Below are 18216 nucleotides of genomic sequence, written 5' to 3'. Positions count from 1 at the left end.
CCCGGCTCCCCGTCGTAGTGACATAATGCGTTGCCCCACCACACCTGCAGAGGTCGTATTACATGACGCACGAAACCATTATTTACGGCATGATCGATGCCGGCGAGCTGGAACTGGAGACCCTGAACCCCCACCACGCACGCAACCTGGAAATCCTGGCCACCCTACCCGAAACCGACGCGTCCCCGGCTTTGGTACGCGATATGTTTCACGTGGCGCCCGCGGCGGCAACCCATCGTTCCCAAGTGATTCACTTCGCCGGTTCGTTCGAGAGCCTGGAGACGCAATGGGAAGCCTGGCTGGATAAATTCGAGGCACTGTTGCGACGCCTGTATTGGTTCGGTGCCGTCATTCACCTGGATTCCGAACTGTTCGAGGGCGACTATCGCTACGAATGGGTGGTATCGGACAAGGCCTTCGACGAATGCCTGTTCGGCGACGAACTGAAACCCATCAACGATTGGGAATTCACCGGCGGCCCACGCCTGTTCGAAGCCTGATCCCGGGATTCCAGACAAAAAGGGGGATCGGCGCGTGTCCGATCCCCGGGTAGTTCATCCTTCCTCGCGAATCGTCAGGTCCGCGAGGGTCAGGGTGTAGTTTTGTTTGGTGCCGGTGAGCACAAAGCGAGTGATGACTTCAGCCGCGACGGATACGGTCAACATCACCAGGCTACGAGCCAGGGGATAGTCACAGACATCGCCCCGGGCCGCAGTGGGAACGCGGTAGTGCTCGTTCCATCTGACCTCGCCGTAGGCGTCGGCCATGCCGGCGTGGACACAGGGCATGTCGAACTCGCGACACCACTCCGTCACCAGGCCGCGGCTGGGACCGTTGTCGAACAGGTCCACGACCAGGCCGCTTCCCGCCAGCAAGCGACCGACGTTGTCCTTCGTCATCTCCTGAGCGAGCGCCTTGGCCTTGATCCCCAGTGCGCGGTACAGGGTGTGGGCCATCAGGCGGGCCTTGAGCGCGCCCACATCGCCACGCTGATAGGGCTGGGTCGACAGGTTGCGCGCATCGACGCGATCGCGGTCGATCAAGGTCAGGCGGGCGAACCCCATGCGGGCCAGGTGGTCGGCGAGGTTGGCGCCAAGCGCACCCACACCGCACAACGTGATCGGGAAGGTCGTCATGACCTGCAAGGCGTTTTTCCCGCGATATTGAACTTCGTGTTCGTGAAACGACATAACCTCTCCTTTCCCGATCTATGTCCGAAGGCCCCTAACGAGCCCAATCCGGACTGCGTTCGACGACCCCGACCAGCGATTGCAAGTCGAAGTCTCTATCCCGGTCATCCAGGCAAATACCCGCCGACAACACGGTCAAATCGGTTTTACACACGGCTGAAGTGAACGAATCGCCAAGATCGGTGGACCAGGTGACCACCCAGTGGTTGTCCCGATCGTGGAAGTCGACCAACTCGGCACCGGCCGACCTCAAGGCGCCACACAAACGCGCGTGGTTTTTCGGTTTGCGTTTGGCCTCCTGGCGTACCCAGCGCAACTGGTAGGCGAGCATCATTTCCAAGGTCAAACCCCGGCCCTTGATGAGCGAAGGACGAGTGCCGTCCCGCTCGGCCTGGCGCAGGGTTTCAGCGAACAGAGGATCGGCCTTGCGATCCTCGCCCACGAACCAGAACTGACTGCCGTCCCAAGCGGCAAGCACCGTATCGAATGACCGCATGTCGCGGACCAGGTGAATTTTGAGGGGTTGAACCGAGCCCACTCGCTGGCGCATGTCCGACTCGTTGACCGGATAGGCCAGCCAGGTGCCGCGACCCAGTCGCTCCACCAGCAACAGCCGGAAATGGGGAAACAGATTCAAGTAGGCCTCGATCCGATCGATTTCGGCTTCGCCCACCACCTTTGCGGTTCGCGAAGAGTCGGGATGGAACAGACCCCAGCCCTCGAAGTCGCTCGGGTCGATGCGGAACTGGTAGACCAGGCCGTCCACCCGCGTACGCACACCGCCTCCGGCCAGGCAGGGCGCCAGAAAGGTGCGGGCGCGAAAGGCGCGCTCCCTTTCGGCCAATTGATTCAATTGGTGTAGAACATTCATAGAATACGTCATAAAGCATTCCCTCCAGGATGATTCCCGAGGTATCGCTCTCCGGGGAGAGACGGCCCACCCGCCCTCGAAAGGAACGAGATGGACCGCCTCTTTGGGAGCTATCCAAGTGGAACTTCCGCACCGCGTTGTATCGTCCTGTCCCGGTTGTCATGAGTGGTTCAACCCGTGAACCGCGGTACGGAAGTAAGCGTTGGCAGGGGTAATCGCCAACGGGAGCGGGGGTTTCGTCTGCACCGGTAACCGCATGCCTCGCAAGAGGTCCTGCGAGGCCCGGAACCGACGAACACGAAACCACCCGCAACCGAAAGCGCCCTCGACGATGCCGCGCCGAGGGAAACCCACAACTCGGGGCCCGAGCCCCAAGTGTTCAGAGACTGAATCGGTGGATTCGCACGAGTGATTGGCGCGAGGTGCATCCGAGCAGGATGCGAGCTTGATTGAAAGTCAAGGGTGTACGCGCCAAGGGTCGGGGTGCGAATCCGTCATGTTTGAATTGAGCGTGCGATTTCACAAAAGTCCAAGGCGCGGTTCGCACGCGATGGTGCGGGCTTGATTGCGAGTCAAGTTTGTATGCGCCATGAGTCGGGTTGCGAAATCGTCGAGAATCGTGATTGATAATTGAGGTGAATTCGCACGAGTTACCGGCACGGATGCACCCCTTTGGGGGGTGCGGTCTTGATTAACAGTCAAGTATGTACGTGTCGTTGGTTGGGGTGCGAATCCACGAGTTAGTCTTTTTAAACTCGTTATTTCGTCATGGGAGATGTCAATGAGCGATGCCGGGTTTGGCCGCGATCGAAACCTCGCGAAGCATGGCCGCGGGGCTTGGATCGGGGCAACAGGCACTGGGGCGGAGAATCGAATGTCGTCAAAAAAGGGGACGAGGGCGGGCGGAGAGTCCGCCCTAATCCCAGAGTCAAAACATGAAGCCTGCCCTCGCGAAGACTGACATCGGCGGTGGGGAAAACCGGAACCGGCTTTCCCCACCGCGGACGCTGCGGAGGGAGGTAGGTAATACTCGAAACGGAGGAACCCGTTCTCAGGCGACTTGCGCCTTGTCGTCACGGGTCGGCAGCGGAACGGCCAGGATGTCCATCAGCAGATCCACGCGGTTGGGCCGCGACAGCAAGGGCAACAGGTTGGGTAACGCGTAGTAATCGCCGTCGAATCGGTAGGTTTCGACCGGCACCCCGGCGGAAGTCAGCACCCCGGACATAGTGTCCCGGTAGTTGCCGACGTGGATGAACAGGACATCGGGGTTGATGTCGAGCTCCGTCCGGTAGCGAGCCAGCACATCGACGAAGTAGGGATGGGTGTTTTCCCATTCGTCGGTGACCACGATGATCTGCTCGACCGGTTGGCGCCCCTTCAGCAGGGGTAGGAGGCCGGCACCCAGTGACGTGCAGTTGCCGGCTCGTAACCAACTGAAGGCTTTTTCCCAATCGGCCAGGGTCGTGCCCTGGGCCACGATGGGATATGGCGCCGTGTCGAACGCAACGACGTGCAGATCGCTTTCCGTGACCGAAGAGATCATGGCGGCCATACGCTTACCGATTTCGATCGCGGTATTCATCGAAGCGGATTTGTCCACCAGCAGGGCGGTCGAACGCGTAATGCGTCCCGCTTCTCGAATTTTGCGTTCGGTAATGGCATCCAGTCGCTCACGCGTCTCCTCGTCCAGCTTCGCTTCACCTATCGCCACCTTGGCTTTGTAGGCCGAAACCCGGTCGTCCCTTTGGGCCTGTTCCAGCTTCCGGTCGATCAGAGCTTTGACATCGGCATGATCCAAAGCGCCTCGTTTTTGAAGGGAGCTCATGTGGTTGATGACCTCCTGAGGACTCATCTGATTGACCATGGCAAACAGAACGGTGGGTGTCACTTGGTGAACCGCACCGATGGCGATCGTGTAGGGAATGTTCAGCTCCACGATCATCCGGGCCTGCTCGACGGGTTCTTCGGCCTTCGTCAGGGTTTTGAGTTTGTAAGCGAGGCTGTCCCGCGGAGGATCGTTGCGGAACAGGATCCGATTGGCTCGATCGGCCGGTTTGATGTGCAAGGTGGCGTACAGGTACTTCATCGCCTTGCGGGCTCTCAAAGCGGCACGGTCAAAGCGCGAGGGATCCGATTCGCGCCGGCGCAGGTAGCGCACGACGGCGGTCCGGGTCGATCGCGGCACTTTGCCTCGGTGGACTTTCATGAACTCGATAACCCGCGCCACCTGATAGGGTGGCAGGTCGGCGAGCATCACGAAGCCGGCATCTCGGTGGGCTTCCCATTCGCTGGTCAGCAAGGTCGCCAGAAACACTTCCTTGTGGTCGCGCACTTGGCCGGTGCGGAGATACCAGACAGCCAGATGACCGTAGAAGAGCGGATCCAAAGCCAGGGCCTCGGTGTGAAACGATGCCACGGACTTCAGCTCGCGGTGCGGCGTGGTGAGCAGGCTGTTGATCAAGCTCAGGCGGACGTCGCGCTCTTGTTGCGAATGGCGTTCATATTGTTGAGACAGCATGTGAAACCTCCTGCAAACGAAGCGGATGCTCCGCATCGTGCAGTATCGATAAAAAGTGTTTTTTATTTGTGTGTGATTCAAAAAAGATCAAAAAAATTTACGAGCGACCCTCTTCGTTGCGGGACTCAGCCGTACACGGCTTCCGGGCAAACCACCAGGTTTCCATTGGGTCGGCGGTCCACCACGTAGTCCGAAAGGCGTTCGCGTCTCACTTCGAGCAGGTCCGCGACCGAACTCAAAATGTGGGCGTCGCTCATCGCCGCGGTCAGGTTCAATTGTTTCAGGGGCACGTCACGGGAACGGCCCTCGAAGCGCACGTGTAACACGAGCCTCCTCCTTTTCCTGGAAGCTTGAGCGGATCGAGCCGGGGAGAATCGACCCGATCGCGAGATGGAAAACCACAGGATCACCATGTGAGTTCGAAAAGCGTCGTTTCAAGCGCTCTACCGCTGAGCTACCGGGCCACAGAAACGGCCCGGGCGGGATTTGAACCCACGCCACCTTGATCGTGCATGTAAGCTTTTCCGTTCGGGACACGGTGATGCCGCGTTCAAGCGTTGGTCGGGCAACTCCCGCCGCGGTAGACCCGCAACTCGCCACGCTGTCCCCACTCGACGACGTATGGATCGAACAGGGTCACATCGACGTGAAAGTAGCCGGCCAGCATTTCCTTGATCACATGGCCCTTGGTACGTGCGGTCACGTTCAGGTCACCGCGCTTGAGTCGATATCGATGTCCGTTGAAATCCACGAGTAACATGTCGGCACCTCCTCGGTGCAAATAGGGGATCCCCCAGTTTCGGTGCAGTGTCGAACGACGTCGAAGCCGACGTGTCGAAACAGGTCGAAACAGGTTCTCGGAAAAACTGCGAGAGTCATCCTTTTATTACTATGAGAACAAGCTTGAATGTGGGGTTTAGATAATTGAGTTCACACGGCACCACAGCGCGATTGAAACCAGTATTTTTTCAATCAGAGCCGATCGGATGCCACATAAGGCGGTGAAGGGTTCAGAGATCAGTCATTCTCCTCGGACGAAGCACGGGGCTCGAAAGATGAAAATAATTCGGTTTCCGATCCTGCCGTACTCGTTTCACCTGTTTCAAAAGAACAGGGTTCACCTTCTTCATTCTGAAACTGAATATGAACGAACAGTTCACAACCCGAGCCGTTCGCGCTCTTGGTGATACGGATTGAAAGGGAATCGAAAGTGATATCCATGTAGCCCCTCCTAGCTGGAAGTAAAGCAGTTCGCTCGTAGTTACCGGTTCTCGAAATGAAAAAAGCCCACTTTTGCCGAGTTGCAAAAGTGGGCTTTTTTCACCGAACGGTTATGCCGTTCACAAGGTGGGTCCACCTCTGCAGCAGCGGAGCTGCCAATCATTTCCAGCGACGATCTGGCCTACACCGAAACTTGCCGGTGCGGTCAGTTCAAATCGCGTCATGATCAGTTTGAATGTTTTGCAGTTCATTACCACAACTCCACTTATTACGGTTCCGAAACCGTTCGCGTTCATCATAAGGTGGAGCGCGATAAGTTGTCAATTATTTTTTTCTTCTTTTTTTGCGACTTTTTTGGGATGGATTTGTGACGATCTTTGTTGAGAAACGATTTGCGAGATTATGAAGAGAAAGAAACTTTGAGGGGTGCTTTATATATTACGGCAATCATTCCGGCTTCGGCATGCCGCCAACGCGTTCTGTGAGACATCTCAAGCGGCCAACCCGCGATATCGCTTCAACAGGTGCGATGCGACGGCTCCGATATTCCACGCATCGTCGTCTCCGCGGTGATGGGTGCCCTCCAATGTGAGGCCCAGGTGATCCAACGCACGTGCCATGCCCAGTTCCCGCCGATGTCCGCACAGCAGCGAAAAAAGGCTCTTCAAATTGAGATGGGACGTACCGAAAGGGTAGGGCTCCCCGGTGTCGCGGCATTGGCGCTCGAACTGGCGGCGATCGTAATCGCCCCAGCTCGCCCAGGGGCGCCGTTTCGTTTTGTAGGTCTCGACAAGGTGGGTGCAGGCTTTGGAAAAAGTGCAACCCCCGTCCACCCGAGCTTGGGTCAAGGTGGTCAACTCGGTGCAAAAGGGGCTGACCGTCGACCGCTGCGGCCGAACCAAAATACTTTCTTTTTCCAGGCGCTCGCCCGTGGCGAGGTCCAGCGTGCACACCCCGATTTCGATGATATCGCTGACCATGCCGCTGGGTACCTTTCCCTGCCAGCAGGTTGCCTCGATATCGATGATGATGAGTTGATCCAGTAAACGAGCCATTTGAGTATCCAATGAAAAGACGTGTCTGTTTGATTCCGGGAACGGCAGTGCGATATGCGTGCCATTTATTCGTCTCTTTGTCGTCACAATAGAATTCAATGGCCGTCTCCCAAAATTCTATGCGACCAATCCCTTGCGGGTCACGGCTTTCCGCGCAAGCCATTCTTCTTCCCCACCCTCGTTCAGTCTCGGAACCGAACAGCTCGACAACGGCGAAGCTGGAGACAACGATCTGGATCGACCAGGGTCACCCACGGATGAGACACATCTCGATGGATAGATTTTCATAAACAACTAGCCGCTTGGATACGCCCTCAAAAACATGGCGTCCGTTTTCGTCACCGAACTCGCGCCCACCGTGCCACGCTCGTCGGTGCGGACCTTTCTCCGTACCGCCTATTTCCCGATGCGTTTATCGGCCTGGTCGCGAGCCTGACTCAGGGCCGCACCCAATCCGCCGGACTCCCGCTGTCCCGCATCGTCATCGGTTTTTCTCCGAACCGGGGTGGCCTTGCCGGCTTCGACGGTTTGGTCGCCCGACGTTCGCGAAGATGGACTGGATTCCTCCATGGACGGGCTAGTTGGCACCGTCCGAACGAGGCGACTTCGCTGCAGACGACCCGCGAGTAGTCCCGTTCGGCGTTCGGCCACGAGACCCAAAATCAACAGCAATGCAGCCAGGCAGAACCAGGGCCGCAGATCGACGTATTTGCGGACCAGCGGAACATCTCGCCAATAGCCACCGAGATTCAAGCGCTCACGACCTGCGCCGAACGAAGCCAACCGTTCGAGGGTCACCCGCCCCCTGGTGCCATCGGACGGCGCGGCCTCGGGTGAATAGGGCAAGCGGACCGGGGCCATCTGCCAGTGCAGATCTTGGCCGAAGTGAAGCGTCGGCAACACTGTTTCCCGTCCCTCGAGTGTGAGTTCGGCCTGCAGCACATCGGGACTCTCCCAAACCAATCGCAACTCTTCGGAAGATGGTGTGCGGTCGGCCTGGGTGCGCAGCAGCGAAACCGTGGGCTGGACGTCGAAGGGATCGCGATCGCGCAGGGGATCCAGATGCAACCGCATCCGAAGCACCCCGCGATCCAGTTCCTGGGTGAACACGCTGTTGTCGGGCAAACGCGTCCCGGCGCCGGCACACCATCGCGTCACGGTGGCCCAAAAGTGACCGTAATCGGACCAATCGAGCAGATCTCCGCTGAAGGTTCCCGCCGCTTCGCCGGTGAAGGCGGCCACACGTCCGGTGCCGGCATGCCAAGTGGCGAGCAGCGGGGCCCGGTGATCGTCGGCCGTGAGCCACGCGAGGTTGGCCTCATCACGCGCATAGGTCAAGTTGTAACCGTTCAGGCGGGGCGCGGCCGACCATTCCCGCGGGCCCAGGACCGTCATGCCTGGCGTAAACTTCCCACTCGTGGGTTCCTTGATGAAGGCACTGCGGGCGACGACGAAAGTTTCCTGAGCAAAAATGCGCGGCAAGGCCTTTGGGTTTTGCGTGAAATAAACGCGTCCACCGCCGAGCTGGGCGATTTCCGAAAGCAAGGGCGCATCGACATCCTGATCGTTGCCGAGACCCACCACGCTGACGGTGATATCGGCCTTGCCGAGCTGCGCCAAAAGACGGCGATACTCGCCTGGTTGCTCGGCATCGGCGGCATCCGCAAAGAGAATGATGTGTCGCGAACTGGCCTGGGAACTGAGGATCATCCGCGCCGCATGCGACAGGGCCTCGTAGACGAATATTCCGCCGCCAGCCGACTCGACCGAGAGAATACGCCCCCGCATGGCGGCCTTTTGCGTGGCGGGGCGACGATTGATCACCACGTGCGCCTCGCTGTCGACGACGATGTGGCCGTATTCATCCAAACTCGACAAAAGATGCAGTACCTCGGCCGAGGCCAGATTGGCCAAATCCATTTTGGTGTGGTGCCCGCTGACGGCAGCACCCATACTGCCCGAACGATCGAGGGCGATGACGATACACAGCGACTCCTTGCGGTGTTCACGTCTCAATTCCATCGAAACCGGCAGCAGCGGATCCAGCGGTGAACGATAATATCCACCCGGGCCGAAGCTGTTCTCGCCTCCGGAAACCAACAAACCGCCGCCGCTTTCCCGAACCCAGGCCGCCAAGATCTCCAGACCTCGCTCTCCGATGTCGGACGCGGGAACATTCTCCAGAACCACGGCCGAATATCGCGACAATTCGGTCAGGTTCCAGCTCATTTGGCCGGCATCCCGGTGAACCAACGCCAGGTTGCCCCGACGCAGGGTTTCCGGCAACATGCTGTCATCGCTCGAGCCGAGGTGAAGCACGGGTTTGGGTCCACGAACACCCAAGATGAATTCGGCTCGATTGTTTTCGGGAATGCCGTCCGGCCCATCGCCTTCGATCAGGAGCACGTAGCCATGGGTTCCGGGCTCGGAGGCCAGATCGCGAAAAGCCAACCGGTTGGCCCCACTCCGCAAGGAATGATCTCCGCGAGCCATCACGAGGCCGTCGCGCATCAGGGTCACCACGACCTTCTGAGCCACATCGGCCCGTACCCAGGCGCTGATGACAAATCCCTCTCCTGGCGCCACTTCGCGCGGTGCATCCACACTGACCACAGCCACCGGGTCCCGTTCTCCCCGCGACAACTCACGAAAATCGATGGCAATTCCCCGAGCGGCGGCGTCGGCCGCCGCCTTTTGCGGATCTCGACCGGTCCAGCGACCGTCACTGATGACCAGAACACGGCCCCCCTGATCCGGTGGAATCAGACTCAAGGCCCGTTGGAGACCTCCTTCGAGATTGGAACCATTGGGATTGAGAACCCCGGCAATCACCGGCGGTCCCGATTCGGAGAAGCCCTCGGTCATCGCGGTCGTGCCGAAGGAGACCAAGCCCAGACGGGCATCGTGGGGCCGATCCTCCTCGAGAATCTGAAGCGTTTCCTCGAGTCGCGACTGAACTTCGGTGGGCATGGACGTGCTTCGATCGGCGACGACGATCAAGGATCCGGCCCGGGCATCGCGCTCGAAGCGCGGACCGGCCAACACAAACAACAAAAGGCATAGCAAAATGGCCCGGATCGCGGTTTCGACTCGGGAGGAAGTGCGCCAGAACCAGCACATCACGAGGACGGGCACACACATTAAAAGCCAGGCGGGCTGTTGCAACATCACCATGCCACCTCCGCTTTGCGGCGACGCAGGACAAATCCGTGCAGCAACAGCCCCGAAAGTGCGACCAACAACAGGGGCAGGGTCAGCTCACGGCTGTCGGGATGGCGCTCCTCGGAGGCACGCCAGGTACCCCAGGTTCCGGAAGCGGTTCTCCGCAGGTCGGATTCACCCTGGTCCAAGGCATTGACGGCGAAGGTAAGTTCCACGCCACCACCCGCCACCTGGTACAGACCCGGTTTCGGGGTGGGAAGTTCGATCCGGTCGCGATCCACGACCCATGCCCGTTCCGAGCCACCCGGCCCCGACAGCGTGACGGTCTCACCCGTGGCACGGGTACGCAATACGACCTCACTACCCAGTCGCCAGTTGGCGGCATCCAGGCCATCCAACTCCGAAGCGCGCAGTCGTACCAGGTTGTCGAACAGGATCGGCCAATTGGGTGTCTGGTGCAGGTTGCCGCGGTCGTTGTTGTACTGAAGGTGAAAATAGGGCGTTCCCGAGCGGCGTTCCTCGCTGAAGAGCGTGAGATCGCCCGCGGTGATCAACGGCAGGCCATTCAAGCTACGGGTGTCGGCCCCCCAAATGACCCCGGCCAGACCGAGCCCTTCGCACAGAGGATGGCTGGTATAGGTCACGAATGGGCCCGTATAGGCCAGGGGTTTGGCCGCGGTGTGAAGCTCCAGGACCCATGGTCGGTTGGCGGCGCCGTCGAATCGGTAGGGCGCGTCGGTAATCAGCAATTCCGGCTGGGCACGAACCGGACGCGCGAATGGAGACGCGTAGAGTGCGGCTTCCACCAAGCGTCGCCGAGCCTGGTTGTCCACGCGCACGGCAGCCCCGATACTGCGCTCGAAAGGACGGGCCAGAACCACCGCGTTATCGCGGTCCAAGGCGTCTTCAGCCAGTTGAAAACGCACCACATCGCGACCTGGCTCAATGTCGAATCGGAGCAGTTTGCGCTCTCCCGCGGCGAACGACCATATTTGCCGGCGCGGTGGCGAGCCGTCCATGGTGAGCTCGATCTCCTTCGAGACCTCACCCAGATTGGCGATTTCCAAAAGGCAGCGATCGCGGCCGGAATCCAGGGTTCGTACGCCGTTGACCAAAGCGGCATTGGGTTGTGGCACTCCGAATGCCGCCCACAGCACACCATCGGCCACGTCAGGACTCGGGGGTGGCCGATCGGTCAGGACGACGATCTGCGCCAGGGGTCCACCCACCTGACGGGCGAGAGCCAGCGCGCCCGTCAGGTCGGCGCCGGCGGCCTCACAGGTCCATTGCGGCAGGGCCGTAGCGAGCAAGTCGGTCGAGGATGGCGCATCACTGGGCGGTGGCAGCAACACCGGTTTTTCGCCCGCCAATACAAAAAAGAAGGACGAATAGCGGCGATCCTCGACGATTTCCGCCAATCCGGCGTACGCCCAATCGCGAACCGGACGCCCCTCGCGAGCCGCGGCCATCGAAAACGATTGGTCGAGCACCAGGGCCAGGGGTACGGCATCGCTCCGCACCGTCACCACCGGGCGAGCGGCGGCAAAAACCAACAGCAACAACAGCAGGATTTCCAACAACAGGATCCAGGCGCGATCCAGGCGTCGAAACCGCGCGCCCTCGCTGGGTGCGTGCTGTTCCCCTACCCAAAGGAAAAGGCTGGAGACCCGGCGAGGCACGGCTCGCCCGATCAGGAAATAGATGGCGAGTAAGGCCGGAATGGCGAGTAGGCCCCAAAGGGCGAGGGGAAAAGCGAAAGTCATGGTTTCAACGATCCTGAAATCAATGAACGACAAACCCGAAACGGAACGCGATGGCGTCGAATCCGGGTCTCCCGGCGCGAACCCACGAAGAGAGAAACCATCAACACATCACCAGGCTTTGATGGAACAGGATATCCGGAAGTCGCCAATCGACCACCAGATCTTCGGCGATGGATTGGGCCAGAACCGCGCCGTGCCGCATGGCCGCATCGCGCCAAAGCTGGCCATGACGCGCAAAAGCCTGCTGGTAGCGATCCAGGCTGGCCGCATTGAGCATCAGCTCCCGTACGGATCCGGTTTCGGCGTCGACCAAGCGCACCTTGCCGCCCTGCAAGGGGGTCACATCCTGCCGGGCCAAAACCTGGACGATCAAGACACTCGAAGCACCGCGACACAAATTGTTGAGGATCGGGGTCGGATCGGCACGCCACATGAGATCCGAAACGAAGATGCGAATACCGCGCGGTCGAAAACGGTGGGGGGCAAGGAGCCCGCGATCCGGCGACCGGGTATCTCCAAACAGCTCGCCGCGCCAAGCCGAGGGGGGCGCTTCGCCGTGATCCAAGGGCACTACCTCTTCACTCGCCAACCAGGTGCGGAAGGAAAAACCCGCGTTGATGGCGGCGGCCACGAAAAACGCCGCAAGACCGGCGGCGGCGCCACCCTTGGGCGAATCGGGCAAATCCATCGAACGCGAATTGTCCAAAATGAGATCGAGAAAGGGATTGACCTCTTCGTGGAAGCGTTTGATGGTCAGCCGATCGGTGCGGGCGTAGGCCGACCAGTCGATATGGCGCAGATCATCGCCGGGTTGATAATCGCGGAAATCCTTGTACTCCAAGGAGCTACCCGAGGCTTTCGCCTGATGGAACCCAAGTCGGCCGCGCACGTGTGTGCGGGGCGGCGCCAGGGCGAAATGCGTGCCGTGGGCAAAGCCCCGCTCGAGGAAGTCGCGCCGAAGTCGAGTCATGCGACACCCCGTATTTCGGTGCCGCGCCGGGGTGGAGGCTCCGAGGGTACCTCGGCCTTGAATTTGGACCAGCAGGTGAAGAACCAACGATGGCGCAGGACCACGAGGATCACCACGAAAATCGAGGCCATGGCCAGGGACAGAGGCCGATGGGAATGACTGGACAGCGTGAAGGGATTCCACAGAAAGAAATAGGGCGAAAGATCGCCGTCACTCCACTTTTGAGGAAAGAGCAACGCGCCCAAAGCCCAAGGCACGAACATGCCCAATCCCAATAACACCAGTGAAGCCAGCCAGGTCCATCCTCTTCCAAAAAATCGTTTCAGCCAATGGCGGTGCAGCAGGTGGGCGGCGAGTCCGTAAAACACCGTGTAGAGCGACACGCCCACCATGATCTCTTCCATCGAATTCCAGATCCCGGACCGTACGAACCCCGAAGAGAAGCCGATCGCCGCCATCATCATCAGGACAGACCAGACCATGCCCGACGCCGACCCGCTGAAAAAAGCGAAGGCGATCGCGCGACGCCAACCGGCAACGGGAATTTCCCGCCTTACCCGCAGGCCTGGGTCGTCCCGTTCCGACACGGCCACGAGCATGCCGACGATGCCGGCGGTGAGGCCGAACACGGCCCCCACCTCCAACACGTCGGTGCTGGCGTCGAAGACCACCATGGTCAGGCAGACAAGGGTCCAGGCCACGAAGAAAAACGCGCGCGGTTGCCTGCCCTTGTTGGCGGAGTCCGGTTTGATGAGTGCCACGGAGACAAAAAACAAACCCAGGCCGCCGATGACGCCGATGCTGAGCAACACCAGAATCCGTTCCCATAGGCCTCCGCGGAATACCAGGCCACCCAGGCCCCGGCGGTTGATATCACTCAAGAGATCCATGGTCCCACCGAAGATGAACAGGGCGAGCACCAGAAAACCCGCGGCAAGAATGACCTTCATCGCCGTCGGAGTCTTGAAGCAGGCGAGACAGATCGCCAATTGGATGGTACCGAGAACCGCCAGGTAGGCGACAAACAGGGAGACCATGATCGCGACGAAGTCCGTGCCGCGCAGAAAGTAGGTCATGGTGATGAAGGGTGCCGCGGCAAAGAAAAACAGGGCGGTGACCAGGCTCGAGGCCAGCATTTTGCCCAGCACGATCGATCGCGGGGAGATCGCCGAAATGTAGAGCAGGTCGATGTTGTCGCCCGAGCGCTCGAGCGCGAGACGCACGCCGGAAGCGATGGGCACGAAGATCAGTGTGGTGAACAGCAGAATACCCACCAGAATCTGCATCAGTTCGTAGCCCCGATGATAGATATTGGCGGGATTGGCGTATTCGGGCAACAGGGCGGAGCTGGTGGCCAGGAGGGCCAGCAGGAAGCAATTCAAGGTGACCGAAACGAAGCGACCACGCACGGCTTGACGCACTTCCTTGACCACGACCGGATTGATCAGGTCGTCGAGCCGGCTCCACCATGTGCGAACGGCGTTCATGTGCTTGTTCCTCCTCCGTGGCTTCTTTCCCGTCGAGAGCGGTGCCCCCGACCCCTAATGAATCTTTCCCGCCGTGACCTTCATGAACATCTGCTCCAGATCGGCCCGTTGACGTCGAAATTCGTGGACCGCCAGACCGCTGGTCACCAGGTGGTTCAACAAGGTGACGGGTGCTTCGTCGGTGAGCGGGAGCTGCACGCGGACCTCCTGACCCACGATCTCGACTTCCTCCACCAAAGGCAGCGTCATGCAGGTTTCGAGTAGGCGGTGGGGCTCGCAGCGGGCGGCGATCCAGTAGTGGCAATGGGGTTGATCCTGGTGCAGCAGATCGTGAATCTTCCCGGCCCGCAACAGCCGGCCCTGTTCGATGATGACCGTGCCGTCGCAGATTTCCGTGAGTTCACCGAGAATGTGCGAGCTGATGAAGATCGACTTGCCCTGACGGGCCAGCGCCCGGATCAATTCGCGCAATTCGACTCTGGCTTTGGGATCCAGGCCCGCCGCCGGCTCGTCCATAATGAGGAACTGCGGATCGTGAATCAGTGCCCGAGCCAGGCTGACCCGTTGTTTCATGCCCTTGGACAACTGATTCAAGCTCTTGTGTTGGATCGGCGTCACGCCGGTGAAGGCCTGGACATCGGTGAGCGTGCGCGCCCGCTGCGGTCCCTTGATACCGTGGGCGCGGGCAAAGAAATCCAGGTATTCGGTAATCGTCATGTCGCGGTGGTTGGGAAGCGCATCCGGCATGAATCCGATATAGCGCCGCACCTGCTCGGGACGTTCGATGATGGAGACCCCACCGATGCGGACGTCGCCGGAGGTGGGTTCGTCCAGCGTGGCCATGATGCGCATCGTGGTCGTCTTGCCCGCACCGTTGGGACCCACGAAACCGTAGATCGCCCCTTCCTCGATCGAAAAGCTGATGCCGTCGACCGCTTTCGTTTCTCCGAAATAGCGCTTCAAATCCTCCACCACGATTCTCAAGGGGCACCTTCCCGGATGCCGTAGACCAACGTCTTGCTGCTGCGCTCGATGTCTTCCGAGAGCGTCGTATCCAGAAACGGCGTCCCGCGAACCACGGCAAGATAGTCATGTGGGTTCAGGAAAATCTGGTTGGCGGAGGGCCGGAAACGCGCCTCGAATTCTTTGACGTCCTTGTTCCACGGCAGGAAATACGCCTCGCGGCACAACGAAGGGGGCACGGCGGTGGCCTGGAGGCTCGGATCCGGCTGGGCCCGGACCCGACCACCGGGCTCGATTTCGATGGCACGAAAGATACGACCCGCCCCATTGGCGACCCACAATTCCTCGATGTGAACACCCAGGCCGTTGGTCACCTCGATCGTGCGCCCGTCCTTCGATTCCATCACCAGGCGTTCCCGCCGCAGCTCCACCTTGCGTTCCTGGTAATGGAACGGCAAGCGGGCGCGGAGCCATCCGTTGGTGAGGATCTGGCCGCCATCCAGAGACACGCCGCGGTTGCCGGATTGCTGCTGAAACATCGGAAAGATCTCGGTACCGGCTCCGAATTGCAAACCCTGCGACGAGGTGAGCGGCGAATAGACCCCCGTGGTGCCCACACTGATGGCGCGATGCCGAGTCTGGTCGAGAAGGGTGAAACCCACCGAGCGCAACTTGATGCTGAGACCGTCGGATACCAGGGCGGCCGCAACCAACGAACCGGTTGCAAAAATCGAAAGCAGGGGAATGGTCCAGAATATCCAGATGCGGCGACCCTTCTTGATCACGAACAACAGGTTCAGGGGCCCGATCAACAAAACGAACACGATCAGCAAAACGATGAAGGACCGAACGGGAATCCCCAAACCCTCGATGACCGAAAACAATTCGTTGTTTTGCAGCGCGTTTCCGAGCGTTTGCTCCCAACGTTTCCCGTTTGCGATCGAGTCGTCCAAAAACAGGTACCACTGTTCGGCACTCAAGTCGGTCAAGCTGCCGGCACAGGCATACACCAGGCCGAATCCCACAAAACTCAGCGGCATCCCCAGACGGGTTTGGTGATCTCGAGGCTTCAACTCATGGGGTAGGTTCGTGCTCCGATCCAAAAGCAGGATACCTCCGGCGTGGACGTAGGTCCGCAACGCCTCGCGCTGGCCTCCCGTCAACGAGGACCAATCGCTGCCGGTCAGCGCCACCATGTCGAACTGGGTGTAATCCAACCAGAAATCGCTCCAGCGTTCGATGTCACTTTGATCGGCCTCCAGGTATCCCGCGGTTCCGGCACTCGTTTTGACCGATGATCCATCGTGCTGCACTTGTGGGTTTTCGGCAAGATGGGCGATATCTTCCGGTGCCTCGATCGATTTGCTGAAAAGAACCGTAACCACGCCAAAATTGGGCGCGTTCGGAACCGCCTCGTGGCCCATCGGCACCAACAACAGATTCTCCATGGCCTTGCCATCGAGCCAGATCTGGGCCCGGTCGGGTTGGCCACACCACCGCCAAAAGGGAACGCGCACGCGACGCGATTCGCCGGCAGAAAGGGAAAAGGTGCGCCCGTAGGCCAATTCCGCATCGTTGTTGCTGTAAAGGTGATAGCCGGCGAAAAGCGAGATTTTCACCTCCAACGGCCGTGAATCCAGCTTGTTGACGAGATCGAACTCGAGCGAGGTGTAACCGTGGCCGCTGAGGGCGGACGGGGTTTGGCGAGCCTGGATGAACAGGCTGCCGTAATCCTCGGAATAGCGCGGTGTGCTGGCGAAGAGCAGCGTACCCGTCAACCAGAGAACCAGCGCGGTGAGCCCCCGTCTAGGCACGGCGATCCTCCAACGAAACCCCTTTCGGCAGGGTCAGGTCGTCCTGGGTGATCTCCGCCAGCAGCGCTTGAATGAGATCGCGGCTGGTGACGCCGTTTACCTTGGCCTGGTACTTCAAAATCAAACGATGGTTCAACGCGGATTCCGCCACGACCCGCACATCCTCGAAACCCGCCGTGGGGCGGCCCTCGATCAGGGCCAGGGCACGAACTGCCTCGGCGATCGCGATCGCGGCTCGGGGCGAGGCACCGAACGACACGTTTTCCTTCACCAGGGCCGGCGCCAGGGGATGCTCGGGATGACTCGCGGCCACCAGGCGGCTGATGAACTGACAAACCGGCTTGGGCACGAAAATATGCTCCAGCACGCCGAACAGTTTGGCCAACTCCTCCCGCGAGAGGCGCCAATCGGGTTTGGGTGCCAGGCCGCGGCGCCGGGTACCGATGATCTGCGCCAGCACGTCCACTTCGGGCGTACCCACCTCCAGCTTGAACAGGAAACGATCGAGCTGGGCCTCGGGCAAGGGATAGGTGCCCTCCAGGTCGATCGGGTTCTGGGACGCCAGCACGAAGAACGGCGAGGGCAAGGGACGCGTTTCCCCCAAGAGCGTCACCGCACCCTCCTGCATGGCCTCCAGGAGCGCGGACTGGGTTTTTGGCGAAGCGCGGTTGATTTCGTCGGCCAACAGAATATTCGTGAACACCGGTCCGGGCCGGAAACTCATCTCGCGTCCGCCCGTCGCGGTTTCCTGCAGGATGTGCGCACCCAGGATGTCCGAGGGCATCAGGTCCGGCGTAAACTGGACCCGCTTGAAATCCAGGTCCAAAATGGCTCCGAGCGCCTTTACCAATTCGGTTTTTCCCAAACCGGGCATGCCCTCCAGCAAAAGGTGGCCACGCGCCAAAACGGCGATGAGCACCAGGCGGTGAAGCTGCGATCGGCCCAACAGGATCTTGTCCAATTGCTCCAAGGTGTGGTCGGTATAGCTTTTCGCCACTTCGAGAACTTCGGGCGGGACCAATTGGTTGGCGGCAGTCGGCGCACTCATGAAAAACCTCGTGACGGTCGGACTTCACACATCCAAGCACGGATGACAGGGTGAAAAAGGAATCCAGGAAGGCTCCAAAATTGTACCAGTGCGTCTCCAACGCTCCCAGCAAACTTTTGGTTCTCTTGGGGTAAGCCACAGAATTGGCCAT

The 18216-nt window shown here is 59.9% G+C and carries 15 protein-coding genes; 1 reads left to right on the top strand and 14 read right to left on the bottom strand.

Annotated elements, in window-relative coordinates; genetic code table 11:
- Positions 1–62: 62 nt before the first annotated feature.
- Entirely contained in the window at positions 63–500 is a 438-nt protein-coding gene (locus tag J3U87_RS14870) for a hypothetical protein (protein ID WP_237383841.1), read from the top strand.
- A 54-nt stretch (positions 501–554) separates the two neighbouring features.
- Here the strand turns inward: J3U87_RS14870 and J3U87_RS14865 are convergent, their stop codons facing one another.
- The 14 genes from J3U87_RS14865 to J3U87_RS14800 all read right to left on the bottom strand — a co-directional run bounded on the left by J3U87_RS14865 (position 555) and on the right by J3U87_RS14800 (position 18065).
- Positions 555–1190: a HesA/MoeB/ThiF family protein gene (locus tag J3U87_RS14865; RefSeq protein WP_237383840.1), complete on the bottom strand. Its 636-nt coding sequence runs from the start codon at positions 1188–1190 to the stop codon at positions 555–557.
- Between the two features lie 34 nt (positions 1191–1224).
- Positions 1225–2073: a hypothetical protein gene (locus J3U87_RS14860; protein WP_237383839.1), complete on the bottom strand. Its 849-nt coding sequence runs from the start codon at positions 2071–2073 to the stop codon at positions 1225–1227.
- A 1039-nt stretch (positions 2074–3112) separates the two neighbouring features.
- Positions 3113–4582 (bottom strand): vWA domain-containing protein, encoded by a 1470-nt coding sequence (locus J3U87_RS14855; protein WP_237383838.1) that lies wholly within the window; start codon positions 4580–4582, stop codon positions 3113–3115.
- 125 nt (positions 4583–4707) lie between these two features.
- Positions 4708–4908 (bottom strand): hypothetical protein, encoded by a 201-nt coding sequence (locus tag J3U87_RS14850; RefSeq protein ID WP_237383837.1) that lies wholly within the window; start codon positions 4906–4908, stop codon positions 4708–4710.
- A 224-nt stretch (positions 4909–5132) separates the two neighbouring features.
- Entirely contained in the window at positions 5133–5342 is a 210-nt protein-coding gene (locus J3U87_RS14845) for a hypothetical protein (RefSeq protein WP_237383836.1), read from the bottom strand.
- A gap of 257 nt (positions 5343–5599) precedes the next feature.
- The gene (locus J3U87_RS14840; protein ID WP_237383835.1) at positions 5600–5803 is read right to left on the bottom strand and encodes a hypothetical protein; all 204 of its coding nucleotides are present in this window, start codon (positions 5801–5803) and stop codon (positions 5600–5602) included.
- 491 nt (positions 5804–6294) lie between these two features.
- On the bottom strand, positions 6295–6858 hold the full coding sequence (locus J3U87_RS14835) for a 3'-5' exonuclease (RefSeq protein WP_237383834.1): 564 nt from the start codon (positions 6856–6858) through the stop codon (positions 6295–6297).
- A 396-nt stretch (positions 6859–7254) separates the two neighbouring features.
- Positions 7255–10032, bottom strand: a complete 2778-nt coding sequence (locus J3U87_RS14830; protein ID WP_237383833.1) for a VWA domain-containing protein — start codon at positions 10030–10032, stop codon at positions 7255–7257.
- A complete protein-coding gene (locus J3U87_RS14825; protein ID WP_237383832.1) occupies positions 10026–11783 on the bottom strand; it encodes a vWA domain-containing protein in 1758 nt (585 codons plus the stop codon). The genes J3U87_RS14830 and J3U87_RS14825 overlap by 7 nt, the downstream gene beginning before the upstream one ends.
- 100 nt (positions 11784–11883) lie before the next feature.
- A complete protein-coding gene (locus J3U87_RS14820) occupies positions 11884–12753 on the bottom strand; it encodes a DUF58 domain-containing protein (RefSeq protein ID WP_237383831.1) in 870 nt (289 codons plus the stop codon).
- Positions 12750–14240: an ABC transporter permease gene (locus tag J3U87_RS14815; RefSeq protein WP_237383830.1), complete on the bottom strand. Its 1491-nt coding sequence runs from the start codon at positions 14238–14240 to the stop codon at positions 12750–12752. Before J3U87_RS14815 ends, J3U87_RS14820 begins: the two co-directional genes overlap by 4 nt.
- A 54-nt stretch (positions 14241–14294) precedes the next feature.
- Positions 14295–15215 carry an ABC transporter ATP-binding protein gene (locus tag J3U87_RS14810; protein WP_237384501.1) on the bottom strand — a complete coding sequence of 307 codons (921 nt, stop codon included), beginning with the start codon at positions 15213–15215 and terminating at the stop codon, positions 14295–14297.
- A 5-nt stretch (positions 15216–15220) separates the two neighbouring features.
- Positions 15221–17017 carry a hypothetical protein gene (locus J3U87_RS14805; protein WP_237383829.1) on the bottom strand — a complete coding sequence of 599 codons (1797 nt, stop codon included), beginning with the start codon at positions 17015–17017 and terminating at the stop codon, positions 15221–15223.
- Positions 17010–18065 (bottom strand): AAA family ATPase, encoded by a 1056-nt coding sequence (locus J3U87_RS14800; RefSeq protein ID WP_237383828.1) that lies wholly within the window; start codon positions 18063–18065, stop codon positions 17010–17012. The genes J3U87_RS14805 and J3U87_RS14800 overlap by 8 nt, the downstream gene beginning before the upstream one ends.
- Positions 18066–18216 lie beyond the last annotated feature (151 nt).

The sequence above is a fragment of the Sulfidibacter corallicola genome, from assembly GCF_017498545.1.
GTDB classification, from domain to species: Bacteria; Acidobacteriota; Holophagae; order Acanthopleuribacterales; family Acanthopleuribacteraceae; genus Sulfidibacter; species Sulfidibacter corallicola.
The sequence above is the reverse complement of the archived record's forward strand: the minus strand, read 5'-3'. Positions and strand labels throughout refer to the sequence as shown.

Excerpts from the sequence above, each read along its gene's own strand:
- J3U87_RS14870 (WP_237383841.1), top strand. The coding sequence starts at position 63 with ATGACGCACGAAACCATTATTTACGGCATGATCGATGCCGGCGAGCTG.
- J3U87_RS14865 (WP_237383840.1), bottom strand. The coding sequence starts at position 1,190 with ATGTCGTTTCACGAACACGAAGTTCAATATCGCGGGAAAAACGCCTTG.
- J3U87_RS14860 (WP_237383839.1), bottom strand. The coding sequence starts at position 2,073 with ATGACGTATTCTATGAATGTTCTACACCAATTGAATCAATTGGCCGAA.
- J3U87_RS14855 (WP_237383838.1), bottom strand. The coding sequence starts at position 4,582 with ATGCTGTCTCAACAATATGAACGCCATTCGCAACAAGAGCGCGACGTC.
- J3U87_RS14845 (WP_237383836.1), bottom strand. The coding sequence starts at position 5,342 with ATGTTACTCGTGGATTTCAACGGACATCGATATCGACTCAAGCGCGGT.
- J3U87_RS14840 (WP_237383835.1), bottom strand. The coding sequence starts at position 5,803 with ATGGATATCACTTTCGATTCCCTTTCAATCCGTATCACCAAGAGCGCG.
- J3U87_RS14835 (WP_237383834.1), bottom strand. The coding sequence starts at position 6,858 with ATGGCTCGTTTACTGGATCAACTCATCATCATCGATATCGAGGCAACC.
- J3U87_RS14830 (WP_237383833.1), bottom strand. The coding sequence starts at position 10,032 with ATGGTGATGTTGCAACAGCCCGCCTGGCTTTTAATGTGTGTGCCCGTC.
- J3U87_RS14825 (WP_237383832.1), bottom strand. The coding sequence starts at position 11,783 with ATGACTTTCGCTTTTCCCCTCGCCCTTTGGGGCCTACTCGCCATTCCG.
- J3U87_RS14820 (WP_237383831.1), bottom strand. The coding sequence starts at position 12,753 with ATGACTCGACTTCGGCGCGACTTCCTCGAGCGGGGCTTTGCCCACGGC.
- J3U87_RS14815 (WP_237383830.1), bottom strand. The coding sequence starts at position 14,240 with ATGAACGCCGTTCGCACATGGTGGAGCCGGCTCGACGACCTGATCAAT.
- J3U87_RS14800 (WP_237383828.1), bottom strand. The coding sequence starts at position 18,065 with ATGAGTGCGCCGACTGCCGCCAACCAATTGGTCCCGCCCGAAGTTCTC.